Raw genomic sequence first — 26,142 nt, forward strand, 5'->3', positions numbered from 1 at the left:
TTCACTGATGTTGCCAAGGTCGTCAGGGTGTCGCCGGTTGATGGCGTGGGGTCCGCGCTGTTAGCGTGCCCGATTGCGGTCGACGTCGGGGGTCCGGGGTTTGTCGCCGATCGGCAAGACCGGACACGCTGTTGAATCGTTCGGCACGGTGAACCCGCTTCAGCGCCTCCGCGAATCGAGGGGGGCAGGTCCGACCCGCGTCCGGTGGGCGGTCACAATCGGTCGGTACACAGGCTGTGGATAACTTGTGGATGACGACCGGTCAGCCGTCCGGGCGGGCGTGAGGAGCAGGCGAGGGGGTGGCACGACGGTGACCGGAGCGACCGACCTGGCCGCGGTGTGGACGGCGACCACCGACGAACTCGCCGACGAGATCATCTCCGCGCAGCAACGGGCGTACCTCCGGCTCACCCGGCTGCGGGCGATCGTCGAGGACACCGCGTTGCTCTCCGTTCCGGACGCCTTCACCCGGGACGTGATCGAGTCGCGGCTGCGCCCGGCCATCACCGAGGCGCTGAGCCGCCGGCTCGGACGGCCGATACAGGTGGCCGTCACCGTACGGGTCACCGAGGACTCCGGAGCACGCCCGGCCGGCACTGTCTACCGCAGCAGCCCGGAACCGCTCCCCGAGCACGACGGCGCGGCCCCGCTGCCCGGCTTCGACCAGCCCGGCCCGCCCACTGCCAACCCGCCCTTCCCGTCGCCTCGCCCGGAGCCCGGCTATGCCGAGTCCGGGTACGCCGAGTCCGGCTACCCCGAGCCTGGGTACGCCGACTCCGGCTACGCGGATCCCCGCACGGAGCAGCAGGCGGACGAACCGGCGCCGCGGCAGCGAACCGCGGACGGCGGCCGCCCTCATCTGATCCCGTCCGGGCGGGACGCGCAGGACACGCTCTTCAGCGCCGCGTTCGCCGAGCCGCTGCGCGCCGCGCCCGAGCGCCGCGCCTTCGACGAGCGCCGGGTCGAGCCCTCCGCCCCTGACTCCGGGGGGTACGAGCCCCGCTACCGGGAGAGCCCCGGCCCCGCCGATCCCGCGCCGATGCGCGGCCTGCCCCGCGACGGCGCCACTGACAGCGGCCCCGGTCGTGGTGGCCCCGGCCGTGGCGGTGCCGACCACCACCGCCCGGGCGGCCAGGCCGACCGCCGGCTGCCGGGCGGTACGGAGAGCGGCGGCAACCGGCTCAACCCGAAGTACATGTTCGAGACGTTCGTCATCGGCTCGTCCAACCGGTTCGCGCACGCGGCGAGCGTGGCGGTGGCCGAGTCGCCAGCCAAGGCGTACAACCCGCTGTTCATCTACGGCAGCTCGGGACTGGGCAAGACCCACCTGCTGCACGCCATCGGGCACTACGCGACGACGCTCGGCAACGCCCGCTCGGTCCGGTACGTCTCGACCGAGGAATTCACGAACGACTTCATCAACTCGCTGCGCGACGACAAGACGAGCGCGTTCCAGCGCCGCTACCGGGACGTGGACATCCTCCTGATCGACGACATCCAGTTCCTGGAGAACCGGGAACGGACGCAGGAGGAGTTCTTCCACACCTTCAACACGCTGCACAACGCCAACAAGCAGATCGTCATCACCTCGGACCGCTCGCCGAAGCAGCTCGCGACGCTCGAGGACCGGCTGCGTACGCGCTTCGAGTGGGGCCTGCTCGCCGACATCCAGCCGCCGGACCTGGAGACGCGGATCGCGATCCTGCAGAAGAAGGCGGCCCAGGAGCGGCTGTACGCGCCGCCGGACGTGCTGGAGTTCATCGCGTCCCGGGTGTCGAACTCGATCCGCGAACTGGAGGGGGCGCTGATCCGCGTCACTGCCTTCGCCAGCCTCACCCGCTCCTCGGTCGAGCTGTCGCTGGCCGAGGAGGTGCTGCGGGACTTCATCCCGGACGGCGCCGGGCCGGAGATCACCGCGGACCAGATCATGGTGTCCACCGCCGACTACTTCGGGGTGAGCCTGGAGGACCTGCGCGGCCACTCCCGGTCCCGGGTGCTCGTCAACGCCCGCCAGGTGGCCATGTACCTGTGCCGTGAGCTGACCGACCTGTCGCTGCCCCGCATCGGGCAGGCGTTCGGCGGCCGGGACCACACCACCGTGATGCACGCGGACCGCAAGATCCGCCAGCAGATGGCGGAGCGGCGCTCGCTCTACAACCAGATCGCCGAGCTGACCAACCGCATCAAGCAGACCACCTGACCCCTGCTCCCGCGCTGCCCTCCCCGTCCGCCGCCCCCGCGGCCCCGGTGGCCCCGGCGGTGATCAAGGAGTTTGTGTCGGGGAGACACGTCATTCCTGCCGCAAACCCCTTGGTCAACAAGGCGGGCTGCCGCGCGGATGTGGCCGGCCTCGGGACGGGGCGGTGCGCGCTGGGCGGTGGATCCGTTATGGCTTCTGCCATAGATGCTCCCTCGCTTCGTCCTACTGCCGGGCAGGAGTCAAACAACCCAAGCACCTCGCCCAGCGTTTACGCGGACATCACCGCAGATCTTGGAAGCTTTAGGCCCTCATAGGGGCCCTCTCCTTCCAAGATCTCTCAGAAGCCATGGCCTGGCCTTCCCCCGAGCCGCCCTGGCCCCCACCGCCTGCTCCGGCCCTCTCGCCCTCCGCCCTCATACCTCCCGCCGCCGAACTTCCCGTCGATCATGAGGTTAACGGCGACAAGCCGGACGCCAACTGCCGCCAACTTCATGGTCAACACGCGCAGGGCGGGGAGCGGGGCGATGTGCACCCGCTCCAGGTGGTGCAGCAGCGACGGACCCTCGTACCACGGCACGCGAGCGGGCGCGGGCGCGAGCCCTGGAAGGGCGAGCCGGCTGTCGCGAGCGAGGGCGGGGAGTCGGGCGGCGCGCAGCGACAGCACCAACGGCGGGTAGAGCGCGGTCCGGTAGAAGCGGCTGCCGCCGCGGAAGGGTCGCTCTCGACGTGATGAAGGTGACCACAGGACGACGACAGGCAGGCTGACGGCAAGCCGACAGCACCGATTCGTTGACCCTCGACCCGGTGAAGGGCCCAGGATCGGTGCTGTGTTCGTCCACAGCTCGTACCCGTTGTCCACAGCCCCTGTGTCACAGGCGGTGGACAAACACCGTCCGCACCCGGCCGGTTACCCACAGACTGTGGACAACTCCTGGGGACGACGCTGTGGACGCCTGGGGATGACGATCACGTTGTCCCCAGACGACGGGCCGCCTGTGGGCGGGCTGTTGAAGGTTCTGGGGATGACGACGTCCGACGCTGTCGGCGCTGTCCACAGCGCTGGGGAGAAAACCGGTGGATTACCGGTGGACAACCGGTGGACAGCCGTGGAAAACCCGGCGGCTGGCGAGGGCTGTGGACCGGGACACGAGTTGTACCCCTGGTTCTCCACAGCAAAAACACCGGTGGATAACGTGTCTGACCTGCGCCTTCGCGAGTTCTCCACAGTTTGCACAGGTGCGATGAAGACGATGAGTTATCTCTTCTAAACAACAAAAACCAATCATCACCGTTGGACTTCCTGTGGATCGGGCCGGAGCGCTGCCGTCGGCAGTCACCCCGGCACCTGGATCCACGGGGTCGGGCGCACAGCCGATGCCCACGCGCCCTAAGGTGCGATGGGTACCCGCACGGTCGGGCGGGACGGGTGGCAGCGGTCGGCATGAGAGAGTTGTCGCTGACGTCGACGCGGAGGCATTGATGAAGTTCCGAGTGGAGCGCGACGCGCTCGCCGAGGCGGTCGCGTGGACCGCCAAGAGCCTGCCCAACCGGCCCTCCGTACCGGTGCTGGCCGGGGTGATGCTCCGGGTGACCGACGGCAACCTCCAGGTCTCCGGCTTCGACTACGAGGTCTCCAGCCAGGTGACCGTCGAGGTGCAGGGTGACGCGGACGGCGCGGCCCTGGTCTCCGGCCGGCTGCTCGCCGAAATCACCAAGGCTCTGCCGGCCAAGCCGGTGGACATCGCCGCCGTCGGCGCCCACCTCGAACTGGTCTGCGGCAGCGCCCGCTTCACGCTGCCCACCATGCCGGTGGAGGACTACCCCACGCTGCCGGACATGCCGGAGAGCGCGGGCACCGTGGACGCCGCCGCCTTCGCCGCCGCCGTGGCCCAGGTGGCGGTTGCCGCCGGCCGCGACGAGACGCTGCCGATGATGACCGGTGTACGCATCGAGCTGACCGGCAGCACGCTGGCCATGCTGGCGACCGACCGCTACCGCCTCGCGCTGCGCGAGATGGAGTGGAACCCCGACGACCCGGAGATCAGCCTCAACGCGCTGGTGCCGGCCCGCACGCTGCACGACACCGCCAAGGCGCTCGGCCCGCTCGGCGGCCACGTCACCATGGCGCTCTCCTCCGGCGGCGCCGGCGAGGGCATGATCGGCTTCTCCGGCGGCACTCGCCGGACCACCAGCCGCCTGCTCGACGGCGCCAACTACCCGCCGGTGCGCTCGCTGTTCCCGGCCGACCACAACGCCGAGGCCCGCATCGCCGTCGCCACGCTCATCGAGGTGGTCAAGCGGGTCGCTCTCGTCGCCGAGCGCACCACTCCCGTCCTGCTCAGCTTCAGCGCCGACGGCCTCGTGGTGGAGGCAGGCGGCACCGAGGAGGCGCGCGCCAGCGAGGCGATGGAGGCCACCTTCACCGGTGAGCCGCTCACCATCGGCTTCAACCCGCAGTACCTCATCGACGGCCTGGCAAACCTGGGCGCCCAGCACGCCCTGCTCCGGTTCGTCGACGCGTTCAAGCCCGCGGTCATTTCCCCGGCCGGCGAGGATGGCGAGGTCATCCCGGGGTACCGGTACCTCATCATGCCGATCCGCGTGTCCCGCTGATCGCAGGCAGCACGACCCTGACGTACGGAGGTAGGAGCAGATGCAGCTCGGCCTGGTAGGACTCGGCCGGATGGGCGGCAACATGCGGGAGCGGCTGCGCGCCGCCGGGCACGAGGTGGTCGGCTTCGACCACAACCCGGACATCAGCGACGCCGCGAGCCTGACCCAGCTGGCCGAGAAGCTCCAGTCGCCCCGCGCGGTGTGGGTCATGGTTCCCGCCGGCGTCACCGACGCCACCATCGACGAGCTCGCCGAGGTGCTCGGCGAGGGCGACATCATCATCGACGGCGGCAACTCCCGGTTCAGCGACGACGCGCCGCGCGCCGAGCGGCTCAACGAGCAGGGCATCGGCTACATCGACGTCGGCGTCTCCGGCGGCGTCTGGGGCCGGCAGAACGGGTACGGGCTGATGGTCGGCGGCGCGCAGGAGCACGTCGAGCGCCTGATGCCGATCTTCGAAGCGCTCAAGCCCGCTGGCGAGTTCGGCTTCGTGCACGCCGGCCCGGTCGGCGCCGGCCACTACGCCAAGATGGTGCACAACGGCATCGAGTACGGCCTGATGCACGCCTATGCCGAGGGCTACGAGCTGCTGACCGCCTCCGAGCTGGTCACGAACGTCCCCGGCGTGTTCAAGTCGTGGCGCGAGGGCACCGTGGTCCGGTCCTGGCTGCTCGACCTGCTGGACCGGGCGCTGGACGAGGACCCGGAGCTGGCCGAGCTGAGCGGCTACACCGAGGACACCGGCGAGGGCCGCTGGACGGTCGACGAGGCGGTACGGCTCGCCGTGCCGCTCAACGTCATCACCGCGTCGCTGTTCGCCCGGTTCGCCTCCCGGCAGGACGACTCGCCCGCCATGAAGGCCGTCGCCGCGCTGCGCCAGCAGTTCGGCGGCCACGCCGTCCACAAGCGCTGACCGGTATCCACAGCCTGTGTACGTCCGCCGGCTCGAACTGGTCGACTTCCGCTCCTACGAGCGCGTCGGCGTCGACCTGGAGCCGGGTCCGAACGTGCTCGTCGGCGCCAACGGCGTCGGCAAGACGAACCTGGTCGAGGCGCTCGGTTACGTGGCGACCCTGGACTCGCACCGGGTCGCCACCGACGCCCCGCTGGTCCGGGTGGGCGCCTCCTCTGCGGTGATCCGCTGCGCCGTGGTGCACGAGGGCCGGGAACTGCTCGTCGAGCTGGAGATCGTCCCGGGCAAGGCCAACCGGGCACGCCTCGGCCGGTCTCCGGCCCGGCGCGCCCGGGACGTCCTCGGCGCGCTGCGCCTGGTGCTGTTCGCGCCGGAGGACCTGGAACTGGTCCGCGGCGACCCCTCGGAACGTCGCCGTTACCTGGACGACCTGCTGGTCACCCGTCAGCCCCGCTACGCCGGGGTACGCGCCGACTACGAGCGGGTGGTCAAGCAACGCAACGCGCTGCTGCGTACCTCGTACCTGGCTCGCAAGACCGGTGGTTCGCGCGGCGGCGACCTGTCGACGTTGGCCGTGTGGGACGCGCATCTGGCCCAGCACGGGGCGGAACTGCTCGCCGGGCGCCTGGAGCTGGTGGCGGCGCTCACCCCGCACGTCGCGAAGGCGTACGACGCGGTGGCCGCCGGCCGCGGCGCGGCTGGCGTCGCGTACCGGCCCTCGGTCGAGCTGCCCGAGCCCGGTTCCGACCGGGCGGCGCTGGCGGAGGCGTTGGCGGCCGCGCTGACCGCGAACCGCGCCGCCGAGATCGAGCGCGGCACGACGCTCGTCGGCCCGCACCGCGACGACCTGGCGCTGACGCTCGGCCCGCTGCCCGCCAAGGGGTACGCGAGCCACGGCGAGTCGTGGTCCTACGCGCTGGCGCTGCGGCTGGCCGGGTACGACCTGTTGCGCGCCGACGGGATCGAGCCGGTGCTGGTGCTCGACGACGTCTTCGCCGAGCTGGACACCGGCCGGCGGGAACGGCTGGCCGAGCTGGTGGGCGGCGCGAACCAGCTGCTCGTCACCTGCGCGGTGGACGACGACGTGCCGGCGACCCTGCGCGGCACCCGGTACGCGGTGGGCGACGGGACGGTGCGACGTGTCTGATGACGAGGTGCAGCTCCCGCCCGCGCGGCTCGGGCCGGGACGCGACGCGCGTACCCCGGGAAAGCCCGCGGACGGTGAGCCGGGCGCGAACGTGCCGGATGGCGCGGCCGGGCCGGAACTGGCCCGGGCGGTGCTGGACGCGGCGAAGGCCCGGCGTCAGGCGGCGGCTCCCCGGCGGCGCGGCGCGGTACGCGGCGACGGCGAGAAGCGGCTGCGCGGCTACTCCGGTCCGGGGCCGGACCCGCGCGACCCGCAGCCGCTCGGCGCGGTGCTGGACAAGCTGGTCAAGGCGCGGGGCTGGCAGCAGCCGGCGGCCGAGGCGACGGTGTTCGGCGCGTGGGAGAAGGTGGTCGGCGCGGAGGTCGCCCAGCACAGCCGCCCGGTGAAGCTGGAGGACGGCGAGCTGACCGTGGAGGCCCGCTCGACGGCCTGGGCGACGCAGTTGCGCCTGCTGGCGGGCTCGCTGTTGAAGCAGATCGCCCGCGAGGTCGGCCACAACGTGGTGCGCAAGTTGCACATCCACGGCCCGGCCGCGCCGTCGTGGGCGCGCGGCCCCCGGCGGGTACGCGGGCGCGGGCCCCGCGACACCTACGGCTGACCGTCGCCTCCCGAGCGCCGGGCCTCCCGCCGGGCGCGCTTGAGCTCACGCTGCTCGCGGCTCCACTGCTTGCGGCGCTCCAGGTCCTGCTTCCACGCCTCGCGGGCCAGCCGGGAGCCGCCCTGCACCGCGCCCTGGACCTGGGAGGGGCCGGCGAGGTTGCGGAACACCCAGCCCAACAGGCGGCCGCCCTTGCCGGAGGCGTCGCCCACCTGCTCGTCGTCGCTCATCCGCCGCCCTCTCCCTGCTTGGTGTACAAACAATTGGTACACCAATCGTTGCTACGCTCGCAACGACGACGAGGAGGACGAGGGTGAGCGACCCGATCGAGGAGGACCCCCTGGCGTTGGAGCAGCAGGTCTGCTTCGCGCTCTCCGTCGCCGCCCGCGGCGTGGTCGCCGTCTACCGTCCGCTGCTGGAGCCGATGGGGCTCACCCACCCGCAGTACCTGGTCATGCTGGCGCTCTGGCAGCACGCGCCGCTGTCGGTCCGGGACCTGAGCCGGCTGCTCCAGCTCGACCCGGGCACGCTGTCACCGCTGCTGAAGCGGCTGGAGGCGGCCGGCTACGTGCGGCGGGAACGGGACGCCGCCGACGAGCGCAGCCTGGCCGTCACGCTCACCGCCGCCGGACAGGCGCTCCGGGCACAGGCCGAGCGGATTCCGCCGGCCATCGTGCAGCGGCTCGGCCTGCCGCTGGCCGACCTGCGGCACCTGCACACGGCGCTGACCGAGGTGATCGCAGCGGCCAACCGGGCCGCCGCTGTCGGCGCGGCGCCCGATCAGGCGTCAGGGCCCGGTCAGGCGTCGGCGTCCGGTCAGGCGTCGGCGTAGACCGCGAAGCCGCGCTCCGCGCAGCGCCGGTAGAAGGCCGCGAGCACGCTCAGCTCGGCGCAGGTGAAGTTCCACTGCGGCGGGTCGCCGCTCTCGTCGCGCAGCCGGTCCAGCCGGCTGTCCAGCCAGCGGAGCTGCTGCTCGGCGAGCCGTCCGTCGCCCAGCAGCGCGCGCAGCACCTCGCTGACCGACTCGAACGTGACCGGCTCGCCGTACGGCCGGTGCCGGGCGATGAACTTCTCCACGCCCTCGGCGATCCAGGAGCAGCCGTCCGGGTCGATCACCGGGTCCTCGTCCTCGGCCGAGTTCTCCGTGGCGTAGAGCACATTTTCCAGCCCGAGGATCAGGTCGACCAGTTCGGTGTACGCGGTCGCCCGTACCGTGCCGGTCTTGGCGATCAACTCGGCGAGCGCGGCGGTCGGCGCGGAGATCCGGGGCATGTCCACGATCTCGCCGAAGTCCACGAACTCGGCCGGCGCGACCGGGTCGTAGAAGCGGCCGGTCCGCGGCCAGTGCACCGCGACGTTGTCCAGCCCCATCGGGCGTCACCTCTCACCAAGCGTTTTCGGGCCTTCTCCGACGATCGTCCCGGTTCCGGGCGCAAAAGATCAAGACCGCAACGGCAGCGCCGCAAAAGCTACGGCACGCCGGGCCCGGCCGCGACCCCCGGTCGGGGCAGCGGCCGATCACCGGTCGGATGACGGTCGTGGCTCACGGTGGCCGGTGGCGCGGCAGTGCCCCGTTGGCGTGTAGGGGGAGTCGCGGGAGGCGCGGTTCGTCCGGCTACGGCATTCTCAGCCGCCTCGGAGAGGGTGCCGAGTGGCGGTTTGGTCGGCTCCGCACAGTAAGATTGGGAGCGAGACGAAAGACCCGAGACGGAGCGACGGGCAGGGGCCTCCGGGCCCTCGATCATAGTCCCGCCTCGGGTCCGAGCCGATCGCGATCCGCGGGCAACCGCGGCGCCCGGCGTACACGATCCGTGCCTGGCGACCCCAGGGGCGGTCCGTGCGCGCCGACGTCGCGTCCTGTCCGCCGAACCCGCGCCCCGCGCCCACGCGCGGCCGGTGCGAGAAAGTGGCCGAGCGTGGCAGCGGAGGACAACAAGAAGTACGGTGCCGAGTCCATCACCGTTCTCGAGGGCCTGGAGGCGGTCCGGAAGCGGCCCGGTATGTACATCGGGTCCACCGGCGAGCGCGGTCTGCACCACCTGGTGTGGGAGGTCGTCGACAACGCGGTGGACGAGGCGCTGGCCGGGCACTGCGACACCATCGACGTGGTGCTGCTGGCCGACGGCGGCGTCCGGGTGACCGACAACGGCCGTGGCTTCCCGGTCGACCTGCACCCCAAGCTGAAGAAGCCGGGTGTCGAGGTCGCCCTGACCGTGCTGCACGCGGGCGGCAAGTTCGACGGCAAGGCGTACGCGGTCTCCGGCGGCCTGCACGGCGTGGGCGTCTCCGTGGTCAACGCGCTCTCCACCAGGATGGCCGTGGAGATCCACAAGGACGGCTTCGTCTGGCGGCAGCGCTACGACCACTCCAAGCCGACCCCGCTGGAGAAGGGTGAGACGACCGACCGGACCGGTTCGGCGGTCTCCTTCTGGCCCGACCCCGACGTGTTCGAGACCGTCGACTTCGACTTCCAGACGATCTACCGCCGCCTGCAGGAGATGGCCTTCCTCACCCGGGGGCTCACCATCCACCTGCTCGACGAGCGGGTGCCGGAGGACGAGGAGGGCAAGACCCGCGAGGTCACCTTCCGGTACGACGGCGGCATCGCCGACTTCGTCCGGCACCTCAACGCCTCGAAGAACCCGATCCACAAGACGGTGGTCGAGTTCGGCGCCGAGGAGACGGGCATGTCGGTCGAGATCGCCATGCAGTGGAACGAGTCGTACGGCGAGTCGGTCTACACGTTCGCCAACAACATCAACACCCACGAGGGCGGCACCCACGAGGAGGGCTTCCGGGCCGCGCTGACGAGCGTCGTCAACCGCTACGGCGCCGAGAAGAAGCTGCTCAAGGGCGACGAGCGGCTCTCCGGCGAGGACATCCGCGAGGGCCTGGCCGCGATCATCTCGGTCAAGCTCACCGACCCGCAGTTCGAGGGCCAAACCAAGACCAAGCTGGGCAACACCCCGGTCAAGGGCTTCGTGCAGCGCGTCTGCAACGAGTCGCTGGTCGACTGGTTCGACCGCAACCCGGCCGAGGCGAAGATCATCATCCAGAAGGCCTCCCAGGCGGCCCGGGCCCGCATCGCCGCCCAGCAGGCGCGCAAGCTCGCCCGGCGCAAGTCGCTGCTGGAGTCCGGCTCGATGCCCGGCAAGCTGGCCGACTGCCAGTCCACCGACCCGCGCGAGTCCGAGGTCTTCATCGTCGAGGGCGACTCGGCCGGCGGCTCGGCCAAGCAGGGCCGCGACCCGCGTACGCAGGCGATCCTGCCGATCCGCGGCAAGATCCTCAACGTGGAGAAGGCCCGCATCGACCGGGTGCTGAAGAACAACGAGGTGCAGGCGCTGATCACCGCGCTCGGCACCGGCATCCACGACGACTTCGACATCGAGAAGCTGCGCTATCACAAGATCGTGCTGATGGCCGACGCCGACGTCGACGGCCAGCACATCCAGACGCTGCTGCTCACGCTGCTGTTCCGGTTCATGCGGCCGCTCGTGGAGCTGGGGCACGTCTACCTGGCCGCCCCGCCGCTCTACAAGATCAAGTGGAACAAGAAGGGCGACGACGCCCAGTACGCGTACTCGGACCGGGAGCGCGACGGGCTGATCGCCCTGCGCCAGCAGAAGAAGCCCAACGCCCGCCCGGACGACATCCAGCGGTTCAAGGGTCTCGGTGAGATGAACTACCCCGAGCTGTGGGAGACCACGATGAACCCGGGGACGCGCACGCTGCGGCGGGTCACGCTCGACGACGCCGCAACCGCGGACGAGCTGTTCAGCGTCCTGATGGGTGAGGACGTCGAGGCACGCCGGTCGTTCATCCAGCGCAACGCCAAGGACGTGCGGTTCCTGGACATCTGACGGACGCGCCGGGCCGGCCGGAGATCCACCGGCCGGCCCGGGAGTCCACAGAGTTATCCACAGCCTGAACGCTTTCCACAGCCGTTATCCACAGCGAGACCACGACTGAAGAGTCTGATAAGGGTTAACAGTGACCGATACTCCCGAGTCCACCCCGAACGAGCCGGAGACCCCGGAGACACTGGCCGCGGTCGTCCAGCACGACCGGATCGAGCCGGTCGGCCTCGAGGTCGAGATGCAGCGCTCGTACCTCGACTACGCGATGAGCGTCATCGTCGGGCGGGCCCTGCCGGACGTCCGGGACGGGCTCAAGCCGGTCCACCGCAAGATCCTCTACGCCATGTTCGACTCCGGCTACCGGCCGGACCGCGGGTACGTGAAGTGCTCCCGCGTCGTCGGTGACGTGATGGGCCAGTTCCACCCGCACGGCGACTCCGCCATCTACGACGCGCTGGTCCGGATGGCGCAGCCGTGGTCGCTGCGCTACCCGCTGGTCGACGGCAACGGCAACTTCGGCTCGCCCGGCAACGATCCGGCTGCCGCCATGAGGTACTGCGTCACGGCAGATGTCCGGGTTCGTACCGTTGACGGCACCGTCCGGATCGGCGACATCGTGCCGGACGCCGCGCCGAGCAGCGAGACCGACGTCGACCTCAAGGTCCGCGACCGCAACGGCGACCTGGTCCGCGCCTCCAGGTTCTTCCACTCCGGTGAGCACCCGACGCTGCGGTTGCGCACCCGCGAGGGGTACGAACTGACGGGCACCCACAACCACCCGGTGCTCTGCCTGGTGAACGTGGCCGGCGTGCCGACTCTGCTCTGGAAGCTGCTCGCCGAGATCGCCCCGGGCGACCGGGTGGTCCTCCAGCGCACGGTGCCGGACGAGATCGGCTACCCGATGCTGGAGCACGTCGAGGCGGCCGTGCTCGCCGGGGCGTTCGTCTCCGAGGGCTGGGTGTCGGAGAACCGGGCGGGCTTCAACAACGTGGACCGGGAGTTCTTCGTCCGGGTCCTCACCGCCTACGACCTCGCGGTCGGCGGCCCTCGGTACGTCGCCGAGCGGGTCGTCGCCTCCGGCAGCACGCTGCACGAGCTCGACGTACAGGATCTCACCGCGCTCCGGGCGAGCGTGCTCGGCGAAATGGTGGGGGCGCGGAGCGCCGACAAGTTCGTGCCGGAGTTCGTCTGGCGCGGACCGGCCGCGGTCAAGCGGGCCTTCCTCCAGGCGCTGTTCGAGGGCGACGGTTCGTCGTCGCTGCTGCCCCGCCACACGATCCAGGTCTCCTACTCGACCCGCAGTGAGCGGCTGGCCCGCGAGGTGCAGCAGCTGCTGCTGGAGTTCGGCGTGGTCAGCCGGCAGTGCCGGTACGACAACGGCGAGATCAAGGTTGTCGTCACCAACCGGCGGGACGCGCGGATCTTCGCCGCCCACGTTGGCTTCCTCGGCCGCAAGCAGGCCAAGCTGGAATCCGAGCTGGCCCAGGTCCCGGCGAGCAGCACCGCGCTCTCCGGCGATCACGTGCCCTTCGTCGGCGACTTCGTCCGCGAGCACGGCGCGAGCCGCTGGACCGAGCGCGACTGGCTGCGCCGGCACAACGTGGACCGGATCGAGCGCTGGGAGCGGGACCGCGACGAGATCGCGGCCCGGATCACCGAGCCGGGCATCCTCGACGTGGTCGAGCCGCTGGTCGACGGGCGCTTCTACTACGCCCAGGTGACCGAGATCACCGACGCCGGTGTGCGGCCGGTCTACAGCATCCGGGTGGACACCGAGGACCACTCGTTCGTCTCCGACGGCTTCGTCAGCCACAACACGGAGTGCAAGCTCGACCCGCTGGCGATGGAGATGCTGCGGGACATCGACGAGGACACCGTCGACCTGCAGGACAACTACGACGGCCGGGCCAAGGAGCCCACCATCCTGCCGTCGCGGATCCCGAACCTGCTCGTCAACGGTTCCGAGGGCATCGCGGTCGGCATGGCCACCAAGATCCCGCCGCACAACCTGCGGGAGATCGGCGCGGCGGTCCAGTGGTGCCTGGAGAACCCGGAGACCGACGAGGCGACCACGCTGGAAGCCCTGCTGGAGATCGTCAAGGGTCCGGACTTCCCGACCCACGGCCTGATCGTCGGCCAGGCGGGCATCCAGGACGCGTACCGGACCGGGCGTGGCTCGATCCGGATGCGCGCCGTGGTCGAGGTCGAGGAGGACAAGCGCGGCCGGCCGGCGCTCGTGGTCAGCGAGCTGCCGTACCAGGTCAACCCGGACAACCTCGCCGAGCGCATCGCCGAGCTGATCAAGGAGGGCAAGCTCGCCGGCATCGCCGACATCCGCGACGAGTCCTCCGGGCGTACCGGCATGCGGATCGTGCTCGTCCTCAAGCGCGACGCGGTCGCCAAGGTGGTGCTGAACAACCTCTACAAGCACACCCAGCTCCAGGAGACGTTCGGCGCCAACATGCTGGCGCTCGTCGACGGCGTGCCGCGCACGCTCAACCTGGCCCAGTTCCTCCGCTACTACGTCGAGCACCAGATCGAGGTGATCCGGCGGCGGACCGCGTTCCGGCTGCGCAAGGCCGAGGAGCGGGCGCACATCCTGCGCGGTCTGTCCAAGGCGCTGGACGCGCTGGACGAGGTCATCGCCCTGATCCGGCGTTCGCCCACTGTGGAGGACGCCCGGCAGGGTCTGATCCGGCTGCTGGAGATCGACGAGGTCCAGGCGACGGCGATCCTGGACATGCAGCTGCGCCGGCTGGCCGCCCTGGAGCGGCAGCGCATCCTGGACGACCTGGCGAAGCTCGAACTGGAGATCGCCGACCTCAAGGACATCCTGGCCAAGCCGGAGCGGCAGCGGCGGATCGTCTCGGAGGAGCTGGGCGAGATCGTCGCGAAGTGGGGCGACGACCGGCGTACGAAGATCGTCCCGTTCGACGGCGAGGTCTCGATGGAGGACCTCATCGCCCGCGAGGACGTGGTCGTGACGATCACCCGCACCGGGTACGCGAAGCGGACCAAGGTCGACCTCTACCGGTCGCAGCGGCGCGGCGGCAAGGGCGTCAGCGGGGCGACGCTCCGCCAGGACGACATTGTCAGCCACTTCTTCGTATGCTCTACCCACGACTGGATCCTGTTCTTCACGAACAAGGGCCGGGTCTACCGGGCGAAGGCGTACGAGCTTCCCGAGGCCAGTAGGGTGGCCAAGGGCCAGCACGTGGCCAACCTGCTCGCGTTCCAGCCCGACGAGCAGATCGCGCAGATCATTGAAATCCCGAACTACCAGGTGGCGCCCTACCTGGTACTGGCCACGAAGAACGGCCTGGTGAAGAAGACGCGGCTTGAGGAGTTCGACTCCAACCGTTCCGGCGGCATCATCGCGATCAACCTGCGCGATGAGGACGAACTGGTCGGTGCGGTCCTTGCCGCTCCGGAGGACGACCTGTTGCTGGTGTCGAAGAACGCCCAGGCCATCCGCTTCAACGCCACCGACGAGGCGCTGCGTCCGATGGGCCGCGCCACCTCCGGCGTGATCGGCATGCGCTTCAGCGGCGAGGACGAGTTGCTCGCCGTCGAGGTGGTCCGGGAGGGTCTGGACGTTCTGGTCGCGACGAACGGGGGTTACGCGAAACGTACCCCGATCGAGGAATACCCGGTCCAGGGCCGGGGAGGTAAGGGCGTGCTGACCGCGAAGATCACCGAGCGACGCGGTGGCCTGGTCGGCGCGGTCGTGATCGATCCGGAGGACGAGCTGTTCGCCATCACGAGCAACGGCGGCGTCATCCGGACTCCGGTGAAGCCTGTACGCCGTACGCGTGACCGGAACACAATGGGGGTCAAGCTGATGGACCTCCCGGACGGCGTGACTATCGTGGCGATTGCTCGCAATGCCGACGAGCCTGACGAACAGGACTAGTTGATGACGGAGACACAGGCGAAGTCGGGGAACAAGGGGACCTCGGCCACTCCGGTCGAGGAGGAGGCCGCGCAGGGCGGTACACCAGCGACCGGCCGCGCGGCTGTGGGCCGGGCCACGGTTCCCGCCGACGCGCCTGCCCCGAAGTTCACCCGGGCCCCCGGCATGACGCCGCCTCCGGACAAGCCGTCCGAGGACTCGGGTTCCCGGGACTCGTCGGCCGAGACCAAGGTCGACGCGCCGACGTCGGCGAACGGTCTGGCCGCGCCGGCCGCCAAGCCCGCGAACGCCACGAGCGCGCAGCCGATGAAGACGCCGTCGGCGGCCGCCGGCCGGGCCTCTGCCGGGACGACCGGCACGCAGCCGCGCATCGGCGGCGGCCTGGGCACCGCGCCGAAGGCATCGCCCGACGGCGCCCGCCCGACCACAGGCGGCGCCACCGGCCAGTCCCGGCCCGCGAACGGCGGGGGCCTGCCACCGGGCATCAGCGGCGCGGCGGCTGTCGGCGCCGCGCGTGTGGGTGAGGCGGTACGCGCCGCGCGTACCTCGGTCAGCTCGGCAGCGTCCCGCGGGCCGCGACGGGCCCGGCTGAACCTGAAGCGGATCGACCCCTGGTCCGTGATGAAGTTCGCGTTCGCGGTGTCCGTGGTGCTCTTCATCGTGGTCGTCGTGGCGACCTCGGTGCTCTACCTCGCGCTGGACGCGATGGGCGTGTTCAAAAGCGTCAACGACAGCCTGACCGACCTGGTGAACGCGGGCGGCGGCCAGGGCGGCGGCGGCTTCCGGATCACCGCCAAGGGCGTGATCCTGACGTCGGCGCTGATCGGCCTGGTCAACGTCGTGCTGTTCACCGCGCTGGCCACGCTCAGCGCGTTCGTCTACAACGTCTGCGCCGACCTGGTCGGCGGGATCGAGCTGACGCTCGCCGAGCGGGACTGATCCACTCGACGCCGGGGCACCGCGTAAAGCGGTCGCCCCGGCGTCGTGCGTCCGGGTAGGTTCGGGGTGGCACGGGTGCTTCCGCCACGGACCCCCGATTTGGGCGCGGTGGAGGCGATGGGTTAACCTTGCTCGTCGCTACGCGGGGCTATAGCTCAGTCGGTTAGAGCGCAGAGCTGATAACTCTGAGGTCGCTGGTTCGATTCCAGCTAGCCCCACCGCACATCGTCCGACGGCAGTCGAGCACGAGGGGTCAAGCACATGTTCAAGAAGCTCCTGATCCTGGCCGGCATCGTCGGTGTGGCAGCCGTCGTGGCCAAGAAGGTCAAGGCGTCGAACGACGAGCGCGCCCTGTGGCACGAGGCGACCACCGCGCCCGACCTGCGCTGAGCGCCGACACGGGGCCCTAGCTCAACTGGCAGAGCACTGCCTTTGCAAGGCAGGGGTTAGGGGTTCGAGTCCCCTGGGCTCCACCAGCACTTTCCCCGGTTGATCTCGGTCCCGAGTACAGCCATTCGTACAGCCAAGCGGTCACGCCGTGCCCTCCTCGCCGAGGACCCGGTCGATGGCCGAGGCAGCCTGACGAGCCCGCGCCGGCAGGACGTGCCCATAGGTGTCAGCCGTCATCCGGATCGTGGAGTGCCCGAGCAGCTCCATCACCGTGCGCAACTCCTCGCCCTGGTCGAGCAGGAACGTGGCGAATGCATGGCGCAGGTCGTGCAGGTGCAGCCAGTCCAGCCGGGCCGCAGCGCGGAGCTGCTCGAAGCGCCGGTTGACGTTCCGTGGTTCCATGGTGTGCCGATGGTGCTGGCGAAGACCAGGTCCAGATCCGACCACACCTCCCCGGCCGCGAGCCGTTCCTTGGCCTAGCGCACGCGTTGTGCTTCCAACGCCCGGACGGCCAGAGCAAACAGCTCCGCCAGCCTTCCTGGCACTGAGAGGGCAAGGCGGTGTCTTTCATCGACGTGACCACGGCCTATCGCTACCCTCTGCTCATGGACAACGTGCGGGTGTCTGATCGTGACCGAGAGGCAGCCGTGGTGCGGCTCGGTGCCGCTGCCGGCGAGGGGCGATTGACTCTGGTGGAGTTTGAGGACCGGTCAGAACAGGCCTACGTGGCGAAGACCTACGGCGAACTGGACGCCCTGGTCGCTGACCTGCCGTCCGTGGCACACGATCACAAGGCCACGGGCCTCAATCACGCGGGCTTGGTCCTGTCCCTCTTGGCGCTGGCCGGCGGTGTGGTCTGGATGCCGTTGTTTCCGCACCTGGACTTCGGCGCCCTCTCCGGAGCTGCCGGTGTCGTATTCGGCTTGCTCGGGTTGCGTGCGAATTCCCAACTTCTCTGCCGTGCGCTGGCATTCCTGGGACTCGTCGGCGGCGCAGTAGGCATTGCACTGCAAATCGTATGGATCATCTTCCAAGTGGTGGATAGCTGACCGTACCGCGATAGCGGTGGATTCGTCCTGCTGGCGAGTCATCCGCTGGGGACGACGGGCTGGTCACCGGCGGGCACGAGAGGTGATCAAGCCCGGCAGCCACGAGCCGGCGTTTCGGGCATCACGACCGGTTGAGCACGCGCTCTTCCAAACTGACGGTGTCCCTGCGTGCGGGAACTTAGAAGGACGGTTGGACTGTGTTCCACCAGCCGACAATCCGGTTTGCAACGGAGTCGAGGTCATACCGCGCAGCATCTAGGCCGAAGTGGTCTCCCAGTTCGTGTCGCAGGAACGCCCGGATCTCCGTCTGGCCGGCACCGGCACGCAGCCTGTCCAAGAGTGGTCCGTGCATGCAGTCGTACTCGTCCGGCGCAATCTCCGCCACTCCGATCGGATCCCACTCGTTGAGGACGTTTCGCAAGCTCAGTTGAATGTCGGCCCAGTCCATCCGTTGATTCTGACGGTCTGTGTAGCTGTACAGCCCTGGTTGATCTCGGTCCCGAGTACAGCCTCGTCGACTATGAACACGCCTCAGGCCGGGAACGGACGGTTGGCGCGTGCGTCGGTGAGGACGGCGGTCCACCAGGCCAGCTCAGCCAGCGCACTGGACAGCGCCTTGTTCGTGCCGTCGGCGGGTGAGAAGCGGTTGCCGTCGTCCAGGGCCTCCCACGGGGCAGCCAGTCCGAGGCAGCGTCGCGTGGTGACCATGTTCAGTTCGGCCAGTACGCCGCGCAGGTGTTCGATCGCCGCGTACCCGCCCTGGACTCCGTAGGCGACGACGGTGGCGGGCTTGAGCATCCAGGCGGCGTAGTGCCAGTCGATCAGCCGCTTCAGCGATGCGGGGTAGGAGTGGTTGTACTCCGGGGTGACGAACACGAACGCCTCGGCGGCCTCGATCCGGTCGGCAACCTCGGTCTTCGGTCCGCCGCCGGGAGAAAGCTGGGCGTCGTCGGGCAACGTGATCTCGGCGAGGTCGATCAGGTCGACGTGCACGCCGCTGCTCTGCTGGAGCGCGGCGACGACCCATTCGGCGACGGTCGGGCTCATCCGCCCGTCGCGAAGGCTTGAGGCGATCACCGCGATTCGCGTCGTGGCCGGCGCGGCGGTGGTGGAGTGGCGATTCGCGTGTGCTGTCGGAGCGGTCATGTCCACCACGCTGCGGGTTGAACATATGTTGAAGTCAAGCCGGATCGACGCGCATCGTCGGGGGAAGCAACCCCTCGTGGGCGTACGGTGAGGACATGACGCTCACGAGCCCGCGCCTGGCATACGCCACCGTCAGCGATGTCGCCGCCGACAGTGGAGTGGCGCCCTCGGCGGTGCGGTTCTACGAGAAGCACGGCGTGATCAACGCGGTGCGGACCGCGGGCAACCAGCGCCGGTTCGACGAGTCCGCTGCCTGCCGCATCCATGTCGCCAAGCTCGCCCAGCGGGTCGGGTTGACGGTGCGCGAGATCGCCGAACTGTTCTCCGCGCTTCCCGCCGACCCGGGACCCGAGGATTGGGGCCGGGTCGCCGAGCGCATCGTCACCGAGGCCGAGCAGCGCGTGGCCGACCTGAAGGCCCGGCTCGAATTGCTCGGTTCGGGCGCCAGGCTCTGCGAGCTGGGGGCGGCACTGGACTCCTGACGCCGCCGGCAGGCGCCACCCTTGACTTCACCATATGTTGAAGGTCGAGGCTGCCGGTATGAACACTCGACCAGCCGCACCAGCCCCGGCCCAAGCCCTCGCCGAGTGGCTCGCCACAACTCCGGCCGGCCTGCGGCCGGACCTGATCGCCGATGCCGCCGCCGAGGCGGCAATCGTGGGTCTCGGCGTGAGCACCCGCGAGGCGCACGAGGTGCTCGACTTCGTCACCGACGCCACCTGGCTCCTGGTCGAGCGCGGATTCACGACGATCGCCGTGCTGGACAATCAGCGCGTCGCCGATCTCTACGACAGGTACGTGTCCGGTCAGGACGTCGACATCGACCGCGCGCTCGCCCAAGCGTGGGGACCGTGGCAGGTCGGCGAGATGCGCGATGCGCTGGTCTGGTTGCGTGAGCACAACCGGGCCCGGCCGGAAGCACCGGTCCGGATCATCGGCGTCGCCGGCGCACGTGTCCTGTCCGCGGATTACCCCCGCATCATCGACCTGCTCGCGCCCATCGACGGGAGCACCGCTGCGAGAGTCGAAGCGCTCCTTGACGTCATCCGTGTTGCCCACAGCAGCGGCGAACACGTGCTGCGAGCCCGTGGCACCCACCCGGGCACCCCGTTCGTGGAACTGGCACGCGCCGCACGGGCCGACGCGGCCGAACTGCCGCCCGGCGACGGGCGGGACGCCGCGCTGGAACTCCTCGACGCCGTGGTGGATTTCCACGCACGCGCGATCGACGTCGGACACGACATGGCCCGGGAGGAACACGCCGCCGCCGGTCGGCTCCTGGACCACCATCGACGTACCGGGGAACGGATCGTGCTGTGGGAGGGCAGCACCCACGTCGCCGCGCATCCCAGTGCCATGCTCGGCTCCCGCCTGCGAGCCGAGTTGGGAGATCGGTACGTCGCCGTGCACATCGCCGTCGGCAGCGGCCAGATCGCGAGGGCCACCATCCCCGAACCACGCCCGGACTCCATCGAGGCCCAACTCGCCGGCGCCCACGGCGAGCGCACCCTCGACCTGCGTACGCCGTCGTCGGCCGTGACCGCAGGGGAGCTGGACCGTTCCTGGCCCACCCGGATCATCTCCGGCCTGTACGACCCCGCCGAGGACGCCGAGCACTACGTCGAGCTGCCGTCGCTCCGCCAGAGCTTCGACGCGCTGGTCTACATCCCCGCTATCACTCCCGCTCGGCCGGCGTGACGCGCTCAGCGCCTCGTCTCGTACCTGCTCAGGGTTACGCCGCCGGAAAACGTCCGCGTCTCCACCAGGTCGAGCTTCGACCAGCCGTCCAGCGCACCGAAGAACGGTTTGCCGTCGCCCACGAGGACCGGGTGGGTGACGATCTCGTACTCGTCGATCAGCCCGGCCCGCATGGCTGCCCTTGCGAGCGTTGCGCCGCCGACCCTCATCGGGCCGCCGTCCTCGGCCTTGAGCCGGGTGATCTCAGCGATCGCGTCGCCGGTGAACAGGCGGGCGTTCCAGTCGACCTTGTCGATCGTGGAGGAGAACACCACCTTCGGCGTGTCCCGCCAGTTCCGGGCGAACTCGATCTGCGCCGGCGTGGCGCCCGGCTGCTGGTCGCCGGTCGGCCAGTAGCCGCTCATGTTCTCCCACAGGCGGCGCCCGTACAGGAACAGGCTGATCGCCCGCTCCTGATCGAGCCACCACTGGAACAGTTCGTCGCTCGGTTCGCCCCAGCCGATGTCGTCGCCGGGCGCGGACACGTAGCCGTCCACTGTCAGGTTCATGCCGTAGATCAGTTTCCGCACTGCGCATGCCTCCGTCGGTCGGTCCCGTAACACCAGACCAGCCGGGCGACGGGAACTGATCGGTGCACACCGCAGGTCAGTCGTGGCGGTGGCGCACGATGTAGTCGATGTGGCGGATGGTGTCCCGCCGGTCGTGTTCGCTGATCGAGTCCCACAGGTCCGCCAGCCAGTAGAGCGATACGGACAGCATCCACGCCCATCCGCGTACCCAGGTCGCCTCGTCGAACCCGAGCGCCTCACGGTAGGCGGCTCGCGCGCGGGCGTCGAACAGGCTCCAGCCGGGTCGCATCTCGACGGCCGGATCGCCGCGGCCGAGACCGCCGAAGTCGATCACCCCGGTGAGCCTGCCCCGGTCGACCAGCAGGTTGCCCGCCAGGAGATCAGCGTGCAGCCACACCGGCGGTCCGGGCCACTCGTCCGCCGTCATCGCCTCGTCCCACGCCGCGGTCACGGCCCGGCCGTCGATCCGGTCGCCCAGCGCCGCGATCGACCGGCGGGTCAGTTCGTCGCGCTGCACCAGGGGTACGCCGCGTTGGATCCCCTCTATGACCGGCCCGTCCATCGGGTCGATCGCGATCATCGCCCGTACGAAGCTGGCGAGGTCGACAGCGAGGTCGACGTGGTCCTGCCCGGCTTGCGGGTTGTCCCCGTTGAGCCACGGGACGACGGTCCACGGCCACTGATAGTCCCCGCCCGGTCGGCCCACAGCGACCGGCACCGGCACGGGCACCGGGAGATGGGGGGCGAGCCGCGGCAGCCAGGTCGCGTCGGTAGCCACCTGGTCGACCGCCCACGGCGCCCGTGGCAGCCGTGCCGTCAGGGAATCGCCCAGCCGGAACAGCGCGTTGTCGGTGCCGTTCAGCGGCTGCGGCACGATCGGCAGGTCCGACCATTCGGGGAACTGCTCGCCGATCAGGGCGCGTACCTGCTCCACGGTGACGACGATCTCTCCAGGGCGCATCGGCGCGACCGTAGGACCCGCCGGATCACCCGGTCAATCGAATTCGGCGCTCCAACGTGACCCTGATCATGAACCGATCGGTACAGAACCCTGCTACGGTTGGCTCAGAACCGAGCGGTACAAAATATGCACCGGGATCCGCTCGGCCACGGCCGGCCCGTGCACACGGTCCGGCACCAGCAGATGGGAACGAACGATCATGAGCGCCACTGCCACCAACACCGCAACGGGCATGTCCACTCAGGAAGTCCGCGACTTCTACCTGCGGTACGTCGACCTGGCGAACAAGCGTGAGTTCGACCGCATGGCCGACTTCGCCCACGAAGAGGTGATCATGAACGGCACGCCGGTCCGGATGGCGGACATGGTGGCCGAGTTCTACAAGCACGTCGAGGCGGTGCCGGATCTCCACTGGGAGATCCAGGATGTCGTCGTCGAGGGCGACCGGATCGCCGCCCGCCTCGTCGACACCGGCACGCCCGTCAAGGAGTGGAACGGCCTGGCCCCTACCGGCGCCTCGATCTCGTTCGTCGAGACCGCCTTCTACCGGCTCCAGGACGGCAAGTTCAAGTACATGTCGTACCTGATGGACACCGACTCGGTGCGGCGGCAGCTCGCCGGCTGACGGGGGAATCCGGAAAACGCGGCGCGCCCAGCCCGATGAGGCATCGAGTTGGGCGCGCCCAGGGAACTATGCGACGAAGCGGGAACGACGCCGGCGTCCGATGACGTAGCTCGCGCCACCGAGGAGCAGCAGCGCCCCGCCGATGCCGGCCACGGTCGCGGTGTCGGCACCGGTCACCGGCAGCCCGCCGCCCTCGCCACCACCGGGCGCGCCCACGCTGGCGGAGGGGGTGACGGGCGGAACGACTGTCGACGTGGCGCTGGGCGTCGCGGTCGGCGTGGTAGTGGGCTGAGACGGCGTCGGAGTCGCCGTCGGCTGGGACGCGCAGTCGAGCGCACGAGCCTCGTACAGGCCGTTGTTCAGGTAGGCGAGGTAGGCCTCGACGGACGGGCTGTCGAGCACCTTCTGCGCGGCGGCCAGCACGTTGGGGCCGGCGCCCGTCATCGTCTGGCCGATCGAGACGCGCAGAGCCGTCGCCCAGCGATTCGGCAGGTTCTTGAGATATGCGCGAAGGTCGTCCGAGGTGCCCTTCAGTCGCTCCTCGATCTCGCCCGGCAGAACGGGCAACGATTCGGCCTGCGCCTCGGCCAGCAGCCGGTACGCCAGCAGCCGCAGTTCGGAAACGGTGGCCGTGTCCAGGTCGATGGTGACAAGCTCGCGGAAATCCTTGTACACCTTGCGTTCGACCGTCTGGCAGGACTCGTTGAGCCCGGGCGCTGCGGTCTGCGCCACCGCAGGCGCCGCCGGAATCACAAAGGCCAGCGCCACCAGGGCACCGGCCGGAATCTTCCATTGCATGTGGACTTTCCTCCCCGTGTAGATCAAAACATGGAGATGTTACCGGCGTCTGTCCGAAACGCAAGGGGCATTGATGTGGTCCGGGCATGGGCGGAATTGCGCTAACGGCGCAGTCGATCAACCGCCTCTTTTATCGCCGCGACCCGGCTCACCAGCGGGCCGGCCGGCACGTCGGCGAGGTCGAATCCGGCCTCGCGATAGGTCAGCTCGTGGATTCGCTCGAAGACGAGTGATTCCTCGAACGTGATCCGGCGAGCGGCCGTCGCCTCGACGAAACCCTGATGGCGTACGAAGAAAACGGTCCGCTCGTGGTGGCGATTCGCCGTCATGCCCTCGATTTCGTCGAGCAGCGCGGGCGGTGCGGCCAGCCCCAGATAGCGGCACAGCGCCAGCGTGCAGACGGGCGAACGGTCGTGGAAGACGACCTCGCCGGTGTTCGCCGCGGCCCGGCGACGGCGCTCCCGCTGGAGGTCCAGCACCCGGTCGGCGAAGCCCGGCTCACGCCACGGCTCCGGTCGTCCGAGCGCCTGGTGAAGCGCGATCACGTCGGTCGCGGCCTCCTCCACGACGGGATATCCGTCGATCTCCAGGTGCCGGAGGATGGCTGTCTTACCGGAGCCGGGGGCGCCGGTGAGGATGTATCCGGGCATGACGTCCTCCGACTCGCGAGCAATGCGCTTGATAGGCAAGCCGTCGCTTGCCTATGGTGGGTGACGTGGGCGATCTGTACCAGGCGCTGGCCGACCACACCCGCCGCCTGATCCTCGACGAGCTGACCGAGCGCGACGGTCAGACCCTGTTCGAGATCTGCGGGCGGCTGGCCACGAAACACCAGGTCGGTTCGTCCCGGCAGGCGATCTCCCAGCACCTCGACGTCCTGGAGGCCGCCGGCCTGGTCGTCACGCGGCGGCAGGGTCGCTACAAGTTCCACCACCTCGACACCCGGCCGCTGCGGGCCGTCACCGAGCGATGGCTCAGGTCCGCCGCACCCACTCAGGAGAACCCATGAGAATCAACCTCACCAGCGTGTACGTCGACGACCAGGACAAGGCCCTGCGCTTCTACACCGAGGTGCTGGGCTTCGTGCCGAAGACCGACGTGCCGACCGGGGAGTACCGCTGGCTCACTGTGGTCTCGCCGGACGCCCCGGACGGCGTGGAGCTGCTGCTGGAACCCGACGCCCACCCGGCCGCCAAGGCGTTCAAGGAGGCGCTCGCGGCTGACGGCATTCCGCTGACGCAGTTCGCGGTGGACGACGTGGCCGCCGAGCACGAACGGCTGCGCAGCCTCGGCGTGCTGTTCACCCAGGAGCCGGTCGACATGGGCCCGGTGACCACAGCGGTGTTCGACGACACCTGCGGCAACCTGATCCAGATCGCACAGTACCGGTAGTGGGGCGCTGACTCCGCGCGGAATTGCTGGACACGATCGGTCACCCTGGCGGCATGACGGTGTGGCAGCGCCCGTACTCGCTGGACCTGACCACCTCCGGCTCCATGGTCGTGGGGGGTATCGCGGTCGGCTACTTCGTGCTCATCGTGTTCGGGGTCCGCAGCGGCAGGCTCCTGGAACGGGAGGCGGTGGTCCTCGGAGTGTGGAACGCCGGCGTCCTCGCCGTCGCGGTCCGCCGCGCGATGCTCGGCGTCTGGGTGAGCCCTGTCGGCGTCCGTTCCCGCTCGCTGCTCCGCACGACCACGGTGCCGTGGGCGTCGGTCGTGGAGATCCACAGCGGTACGGGTTCGATAGTGGGCCTGGACATGGGACGCGACGCGATCGTCATCGAGCGGACCGACGGCGACCCGGTGCAGACGCCGATCCAGTCCGGCGCCATCGTCCGGCCGTTCCGCCTGGAGCTGTTCCGGCTGGTCACCTGGCCGGAGCACTACGACGAGATCCTCGCGACCCTGCGGGAGTGCCACCGCAACGCCCGGCCGCCGGAGCAGCGCGCGGCGGCGAACCCGGCGCCGGATCCGGTCCGCGCCGACCGTCCGGACCGGACCCGGCCACCCGCGTCGGCCGCCGGGCGGCGGCGTGACATCCACGCGCTGACCCGGCAGTACGAGCGCGGGGTGCTGACCGACGCCGAGTACGCGGCCGAGTTGGCGCGGCTGCGGGGTGACGAGTAGGCGTCAGCCGAGCCGGTCGAGCAGTTCGCGGCTGCGGCTCACCACCAGCGCGGTCGCCTCGGCGTCGTACGAGGGCAGCGAGCTGTCGGTGAACAGGTGCCGGTCGCCGGGGTAGACGTACAGCTCGCCGCGTTCGGGGCCGACGATCGACACCAGTTCGCGGGCGGCGTCCACGTCGCCTTCCAGCCCGAAGAACGGGTCCCCCTCCATGCCGTGCACCTGTACCGCCACGCCGTCGGGCCAGGGGCCGATCGCCCACTCACCGGTGACCGGCAGACAGGCTTCGTAGAGCAGGGCGGCCCGGGCGCCGGGCCGGGTCTGGGCGAGCCGCTGGGCGATGGCGGCGCCCCAGGAGACACCCGCGTGGACGAGACCGGCCGGCAGGTCGGCGACGACAGCGTCGGCGCGCTGGTCGAGGACGTCCCCGCCGATGCGCTTGACCAGCGCGGAGCCGTCCTCGATGGTGGCCGGCCGTTCGCCGTCGAATAAGTCCGGGGTGTGCACGGTGTGCCCACCGGCGCGCAGGGAGTCGGCGAGGGCGCGTACGCCGTCGGTGAGCCCTTGAATGTGGTGGAAGAGCACGATCTCGGCCATCAC

At 69.9% G+C, this 26,142-nt stretch carries 27 protein-coding genes and 2 tRNA genes; 19 read left to right on the plus strand and 10 right to left on the minus strand.

From position 1 onward, the window contains the following. The first annotated feature begins 310 nt into the window (after nt 1–310). The 5 genes from dnaA to MicB006_RS00030 all read left to right on the plus strand — a co-directional run bounded on the left by dnaA (nt 311) and on the right by MicB006_RS00030 (nt 7,471). Nucleotides 311–2,200: a chromosomal replication initiator protein DnaA gene (dnaA, locus tag MicB006_RS00005; protein ID WP_116502989.1), complete on the plus strand. Its 1,890-nt coding sequence runs from the start codon at nt 311–313 to the stop codon at nt 2,198–2,200. Nucleotides 2,201–3,679: 1,479 nt separating this feature from the next. Next, entirely contained in the window at nt 3,680–4,813 is a 1,134-nt protein-coding gene (gene dnaN / locus MicB006_RS00015) for a DNA polymerase III subunit beta (protein WP_116502993.1), read from the plus strand. Nucleotides 4,814–4,853: 40 nt separating this feature from the next. Continuing rightward, entirely contained in the window at nt 4,854–5,726 is an 873-nt protein-coding gene (gene gnd, locus MicB006_RS00020) for a phosphogluconate dehydrogenase (NAD(+)-dependent, decarboxylating) (protein WP_116502995.1), read from the plus strand. A gap of 16 nt (nt 5,727–5,742) precedes the next feature. Then, nucleotides 5,743–6,873, plus strand: coding sequence for a DNA replication/repair protein RecF (gene recF, locus MicB006_RS00025; RefSeq protein WP_116502997.1), 1,131 nt, complete (start codon nt 5,743–5,745; stop codon nt 6,871–6,873). Next, entirely contained in the window at nt 6,866–7,471 is a 606-nt protein-coding gene (locus MicB006_RS00030) for a DUF721 domain-containing protein (RefSeq protein ID WP_116502999.1), read from the plus strand. The genes recF and MicB006_RS00030 overlap by 8 nt, the downstream gene beginning before the upstream one ends. Here the strand turns inward: MicB006_RS00030 and MicB006_RS00035 are convergent. After that, nucleotides 7,462–7,701, minus strand: coding sequence for a hypothetical protein (locus tag MicB006_RS00035; protein ID WP_073831169.1), 240 nt, complete (start codon nt 7,699–7,701; stop codon nt 7,462–7,464). The genes MicB006_RS00030 and MicB006_RS00035 overlap by 10 nt on opposite strands. A gap of 83 nt (nt 7,702–7,784) precedes the next feature. On the opposite strand from MicB006_RS00035, the gene MicB006_RS00040 reads away from it, so the two are divergent. Beyond that, the gene (locus MicB006_RS00040; protein ID WP_116503001.1) at nt 7,785–8,303 is read left to right on the plus strand and encodes a MarR family winged helix-turn-helix transcriptional regulator; all 519 of its coding nucleotides are present in this window, start codon (nt 7,785–7,787) and stop codon (nt 8,301–8,303) included. Here the strand turns inward: MicB006_RS00040 and MicB006_RS00045 are convergent. Then, on the minus strand, nt 8,288–8,842 hold the full coding sequence (locus MicB006_RS00045; protein ID WP_116503003.1) for a hypothetical protein: 555 nt from the start codon (nt 8,840–8,842) through the stop codon (nt 8,288–8,290). The genes MicB006_RS00040 and MicB006_RS00045 overlap by 16 nt on opposite strands. Before the next feature lie 545 nt (nt 8,843–9,387). Between MicB006_RS00045 and gyrB the strand changes: the two genes are divergently transcribed. The 6 genes from gyrB to MicB006_RS00070 all read left to right on the plus strand — a co-directional run bounded on the left by gyrB (nt 9,388) and on the right by MicB006_RS00070 (nt 16,659). Next, entirely contained in the window at nt 9,388–11,334 is a 1,947-nt protein-coding gene (gyrB, locus tag MicB006_RS00050; protein WP_073831172.1) for a DNA topoisomerase (ATP-hydrolyzing) subunit B, read from the plus strand. Between the two features lie 130 nt (nt 11,335–11,464). After that, on the plus strand, nt 11,465–15,244 hold the full coding sequence (gene gyrA / locus MicB006_RS00055; RefSeq protein WP_116503005.1) for an intein-containing DNA gyrase subunit A: 3,780 nt from the start codon (nt 11,465–11,467) through the stop codon (nt 15,242–15,244). Nucleotides 15,245–15,247: 3 nt separating this feature from the next. Further along, nucleotides 15,248–16,183 (plus strand): DUF3566 domain-containing protein, encoded by a 936-nt coding sequence (locus tag MicB006_RS00060; RefSeq protein WP_116503007.1) that lies wholly within the window; start codon nt 15,248–15,250, stop codon nt 16,181–16,183. 144 nt (nt 16,184–16,327) lie between these two features. Beyond that, nucleotides 16,328–16,401: transfer RNA gene (locus MicB006_RS00065), tRNA-Ile, on the plus strand. A 43-nt stretch (nt 16,402–16,444) separates the two neighbouring features. Then, the gene (locus MicB006_RS32145) at nt 16,445–16,573 is read left to right on the plus strand and encodes a DLW-39 family protein (RefSeq protein ID WP_013283222.1); all 129 of its coding nucleotides are present in this window, start codon (nt 16,445–16,447) and stop codon (nt 16,571–16,573) included. A gap of 10 nt (nt 16,574–16,583) precedes the next feature. Further along, nucleotides 16,584–16,659, plus strand: a tRNA-Ala gene (locus MicB006_RS00070). Nucleotides 16,660–16,714: 55 nt separating this feature from the next. On the opposite strand, the gene MicB006_RS00075 is transcribed toward MicB006_RS00070, so the two are convergent. Beyond that, nucleotides 16,715–16,975 (minus strand): tyrosine-type recombinase/integrase, encoded by a 261-nt coding sequence (locus MicB006_RS00075; RefSeq protein WP_255419515.1) that lies wholly within the window; start codon nt 16,973–16,975, stop codon nt 16,715–16,717. Between the two features lie 203 nt (nt 16,976–17,178). Between MicB006_RS00075 and MicB006_RS00080 the strand changes: the two genes are divergently transcribed. Continuing rightward, nucleotides 17,179–17,622, plus strand: a complete 444-nt coding sequence (locus MicB006_RS00080) for a DUF1707 domain-containing protein (RefSeq protein WP_225980592.1) — start codon at nt 17,179–17,181, stop codon at nt 17,620–17,622. A gap of 178 nt (nt 17,623–17,800) precedes the next feature. On the opposite strand, the gene MicB006_RS00085 is transcribed toward MicB006_RS00080, so the two are convergent. Further along, a complete protein-coding gene (locus MicB006_RS00085) occupies nt 17,801–18,070 on the minus strand; it encodes a hypothetical protein (RefSeq protein WP_116503009.1) in 270 nt (89 codons plus the stop codon). Between the two features lie 83 nt (nt 18,071–18,153). Further along, nucleotides 18,154–18,768 (minus strand): NADPH-dependent FMN reductase, encoded by a 615-nt coding sequence (locus MicB006_RS00090; protein ID WP_116511021.1) that lies wholly within the window; start codon nt 18,766–18,768, stop codon nt 18,154–18,156. A gap of 95 nt (nt 18,769–18,863) precedes the next feature. Between MicB006_RS00090 and MicB006_RS00095 the strand changes: the two genes are divergently transcribed. Both MicB006_RS00095 and MicB006_RS00100 read left to right on the plus strand, forming a co-directional pair. Then, nucleotides 18,864–19,250: a MerR family transcriptional regulator gene (locus MicB006_RS00095; RefSeq protein WP_116503011.1), complete on the plus strand. Its 387-nt coding sequence runs from the start codon at nt 18,864–18,866 to the stop codon at nt 19,248–19,250. A gap of 58 nt (nt 19,251–19,308) precedes the next feature. Then, nucleotides 19,309–20,466 carry an erythromycin esterase family protein gene (locus tag MicB006_RS00100; RefSeq protein WP_161565901.1) on the plus strand — a complete coding sequence of 386 codons (1,158 nt, stop codon included), beginning with the start codon at nt 19,309–19,311 and terminating at the stop codon, nt 20,464–20,466. A gap of 5 nt (nt 20,467–20,471) precedes the next feature. Here the strand turns inward: MicB006_RS00100 and MicB006_RS00105 are convergent, their stop codons facing one another. Then, nucleotides 20,472–21,035 (minus strand): dihydrofolate reductase family protein, encoded by a 564-nt coding sequence (locus MicB006_RS00105; RefSeq protein ID WP_116503015.1) that lies wholly within the window; start codon nt 21,033–21,035, stop codon nt 20,472–20,474. Nucleotides 21,036–21,111: 76 nt separating this feature from the next. After that, entirely contained in the window at nt 21,112–21,996 is an 885-nt protein-coding gene (locus tag MicB006_RS00110) for an aminoglycoside phosphotransferase family protein (RefSeq protein ID WP_116503017.1), read from the minus strand. 232 nt (nt 21,997–22,228) lie between these two features. On the opposite strand from MicB006_RS00110, the gene MicB006_RS00115 reads away from it, so the two are divergent. After that, nucleotides 22,229–22,621: an ester cyclase gene (locus MicB006_RS00115; protein ID WP_116503019.1), complete on the plus strand. Its 393-nt coding sequence runs from the start codon at nt 22,229–22,231 to the stop codon at nt 22,619–22,621. A 66-nt stretch (nt 22,622–22,687) separates the two neighbouring features. Here MicB006_RS00115 and MicB006_RS00120 read toward each other — a convergent pair whose 3' ends face one another. Together MicB006_RS00120 and MicB006_RS00125 are read right to left on the minus strand one after the other, a co-directional pair. Continuing rightward, nucleotides 22,688–23,419 carry an LPXTG cell wall anchor domain-containing protein gene (locus MicB006_RS00120; RefSeq protein ID WP_116503021.1) on the minus strand — a complete coding sequence of 244 codons (732 nt, stop codon included), beginning with the start codon at nt 23,417–23,419 and terminating at the stop codon, nt 22,688–22,690. A 101-nt stretch (nt 23,420–23,520) separates the two neighbouring features. Continuing rightward, nucleotides 23,521–24,069, minus strand: coding sequence for an AAA family ATPase (locus tag MicB006_RS00125; RefSeq protein WP_116503023.1), 549 nt, complete (start codon nt 24,067–24,069; stop codon nt 23,521–23,523). Nucleotides 24,070–24,122: 53 nt separating this feature from the next. Here MicB006_RS00125 and MicB006_RS00130 point away from each other — a divergent pair, with 53 nt between their 5' ends. From MicB006_RS00130 to MicB006_RS00140, 3 genes are read left to right on the plus strand one after another with little or no spacing between them, the layout of a single operon-like run. Beyond that, nucleotides 24,123–24,428 (plus strand): helix-turn-helix transcriptional regulator, encoded by a 306-nt coding sequence (locus MicB006_RS00130; protein ID WP_116503025.1) that lies wholly within the window; start codon nt 24,123–24,125, stop codon nt 24,426–24,428. Continuing rightward, on the plus strand, nt 24,425–24,811 hold the full coding sequence (locus MicB006_RS00135) for a VOC family protein (RefSeq protein ID WP_116503026.1): 387 nt from the start codon (nt 24,425–24,427) through the stop codon (nt 24,809–24,811). The genes MicB006_RS00130 and MicB006_RS00135 overlap by 4 nt, the downstream gene beginning before the upstream one ends. A gap of 53 nt (nt 24,812–24,864) precedes the next feature. After that, complete coding sequence (locus MicB006_RS00140) at nt 24,865–25,545, plus strand: PH domain-containing protein (RefSeq protein ID WP_116503028.1); 681 nt, start codon at nt 24,865–24,867, stop codon at nt 25,543–25,545. 3 nt (nt 25,546–25,548) lie between these two features. Here MicB006_RS00140 and MicB006_RS00145 read toward each other — a convergent pair whose 3' ends face one another. Then, nucleotides 25,549–26,139 (minus strand): dienelactone hydrolase family protein, encoded by a 591-nt coding sequence (locus tag MicB006_RS00145; protein WP_116503030.1) that lies wholly within the window; start codon nt 26,137–26,139, stop codon nt 25,549–25,551. Between the last annotated feature and the right edge of the window lie 3 nt (nt 26,140–26,142).

The sequence above is a fragment of the Micromonospora sp. B006 genome (genome assembly GCF_003408515.1).
GTDB classification, from domain to species: Bacteria; Actinomycetota; Actinomycetes; order Mycobacteriales; family Micromonosporaceae; genus Micromonospora; species Micromonospora echinospora_A.

Bases quoted from the DNA above. Each gene is read 5' to 3' on its own strand.
- MicB006_RS00090 (WP_116511021.1), bottom strand. From the start codon at position 18,768: ATGACCGCTCCGACAGCACACGCGAATCGCCACTCCACCACCGCCGCG.
- MicB006_RS00135 (WP_116503026.1), top strand. From the start codon at position 24,425: ATGAGAATCAACCTCACCAGCGTGTACGTCGACGACCAGGACAAGGCC.
- MicB006_RS00120 (WP_116503021.1), bottom strand. From the start codon at position 23,419: ATGCAATGGAAGATTCCGGCCGGTGCCCTGGTGGCGCTGGCCTTTGTG.
- MicB006_RS00110 (WP_116503017.1), bottom strand. From the start codon at position 21,996: ATGCGCCCTGGAGAGATCGTCGTCACCGTGGAGCAGGTACGCGCCCTG.
- MicB006_RS00080 (WP_225980592.1), top strand. From the start codon at position 17,179: ATGGACAACGTGCGGGTGTCTGATCGTGACCGAGAGGCAGCCGTGGTG.
- MicB006_RS00085 (WP_116503009.1), bottom strand. From the start codon at position 18,070: ATGGACTGGGCCGACATTCAACTGAGCTTGCGAAACGTCCTCAACGAG.
- MicB006_RS00060 (WP_116503007.1), top strand. From the start codon at position 15,248: ATGACGGAGACACAGGCGAAGTCGGGGAACAAGGGGACCTCGGCCACT.
- MicB006_RS00145 (WP_116503030.1), bottom strand. From the start codon at position 26,139: ATGGCCGAGATCGTGCTCTTCCACCACATTCAAGGGCTCACCGACGGC.
- dnaN (WP_116502993.1), top strand. From the start codon at position 3,680: ATGAAGTTCCGAGTGGAGCGCGACGCGCTCGCCGAGGCGGTCGCGTGG.
- MicB006_RS00045 (WP_116503003.1), bottom strand. From the start codon at position 8,842: ATGGGGCTGGACAACGTCGCGGTGCACTGGCCGCGGACCGGCCGCTTC.
- MicB006_RS00115 (WP_116503019.1), top strand. From the start codon at position 22,229: ATGTCCACTCAGGAAGTCCGCGACTTCTACCTGCGGTACGTCGACCTG.
- MicB006_RS00130 (WP_116503025.1), top strand. From the start codon at position 24,123: ATGGTGGGTGACGTGGGCGATCTGTACCAGGCGCTGGCCGACCACACC.
- MicB006_RS00035 (WP_073831169.1), bottom strand. From the start codon at position 7,701: ATGAGCGACGACGAGCAGGTGGGCGACGCCTCCGGCAAGGGCGGCCGC.
- MicB006_RS00100 (WP_161565901.1), top strand. From the start codon at position 19,309: ATGAACACTCGACCAGCCGCACCAGCCCCGGCCCAAGCCCTCGCCGAG.
- gnd (WP_116502995.1), top strand. From the start codon at position 4,854: ATGCAGCTCGGCCTGGTAGGACTCGGCCGGATGGGCGGCAACATGCGG.
- MicB006_RS00140 (WP_116503028.1), top strand. From the start codon at position 24,865: ATGACGGTGTGGCAGCGCCCGTACTCGCTGGACCTGACCACCTCCGGC.
- MicB006_RS32145 (WP_013283222.1), top strand. From the start codon at position 16,445: ATGTTCAAGAAGCTCCTGATCCTGGCCGGCATCGTCGGTGTGGCAGCC.
- MicB006_RS00095 (WP_116503011.1), top strand. From the start codon at position 18,864: ATGACGCTCACGAGCCCGCGCCTGGCATACGCCACCGTCAGCGATGTC.
- MicB006_RS00075 (WP_255419515.1), bottom strand. From the start codon at position 16,975: ATGGAACCACGGAACGTCAACCGGCGCTTCGAGCAGCTCCGCGCTGCG.
- MicB006_RS00125 (WP_116503023.1), bottom strand. From the start codon at position 24,069: ATGCCCGGATACATCCTCACCGGCGCCCCCGGCTCCGGTAAGACAGCC.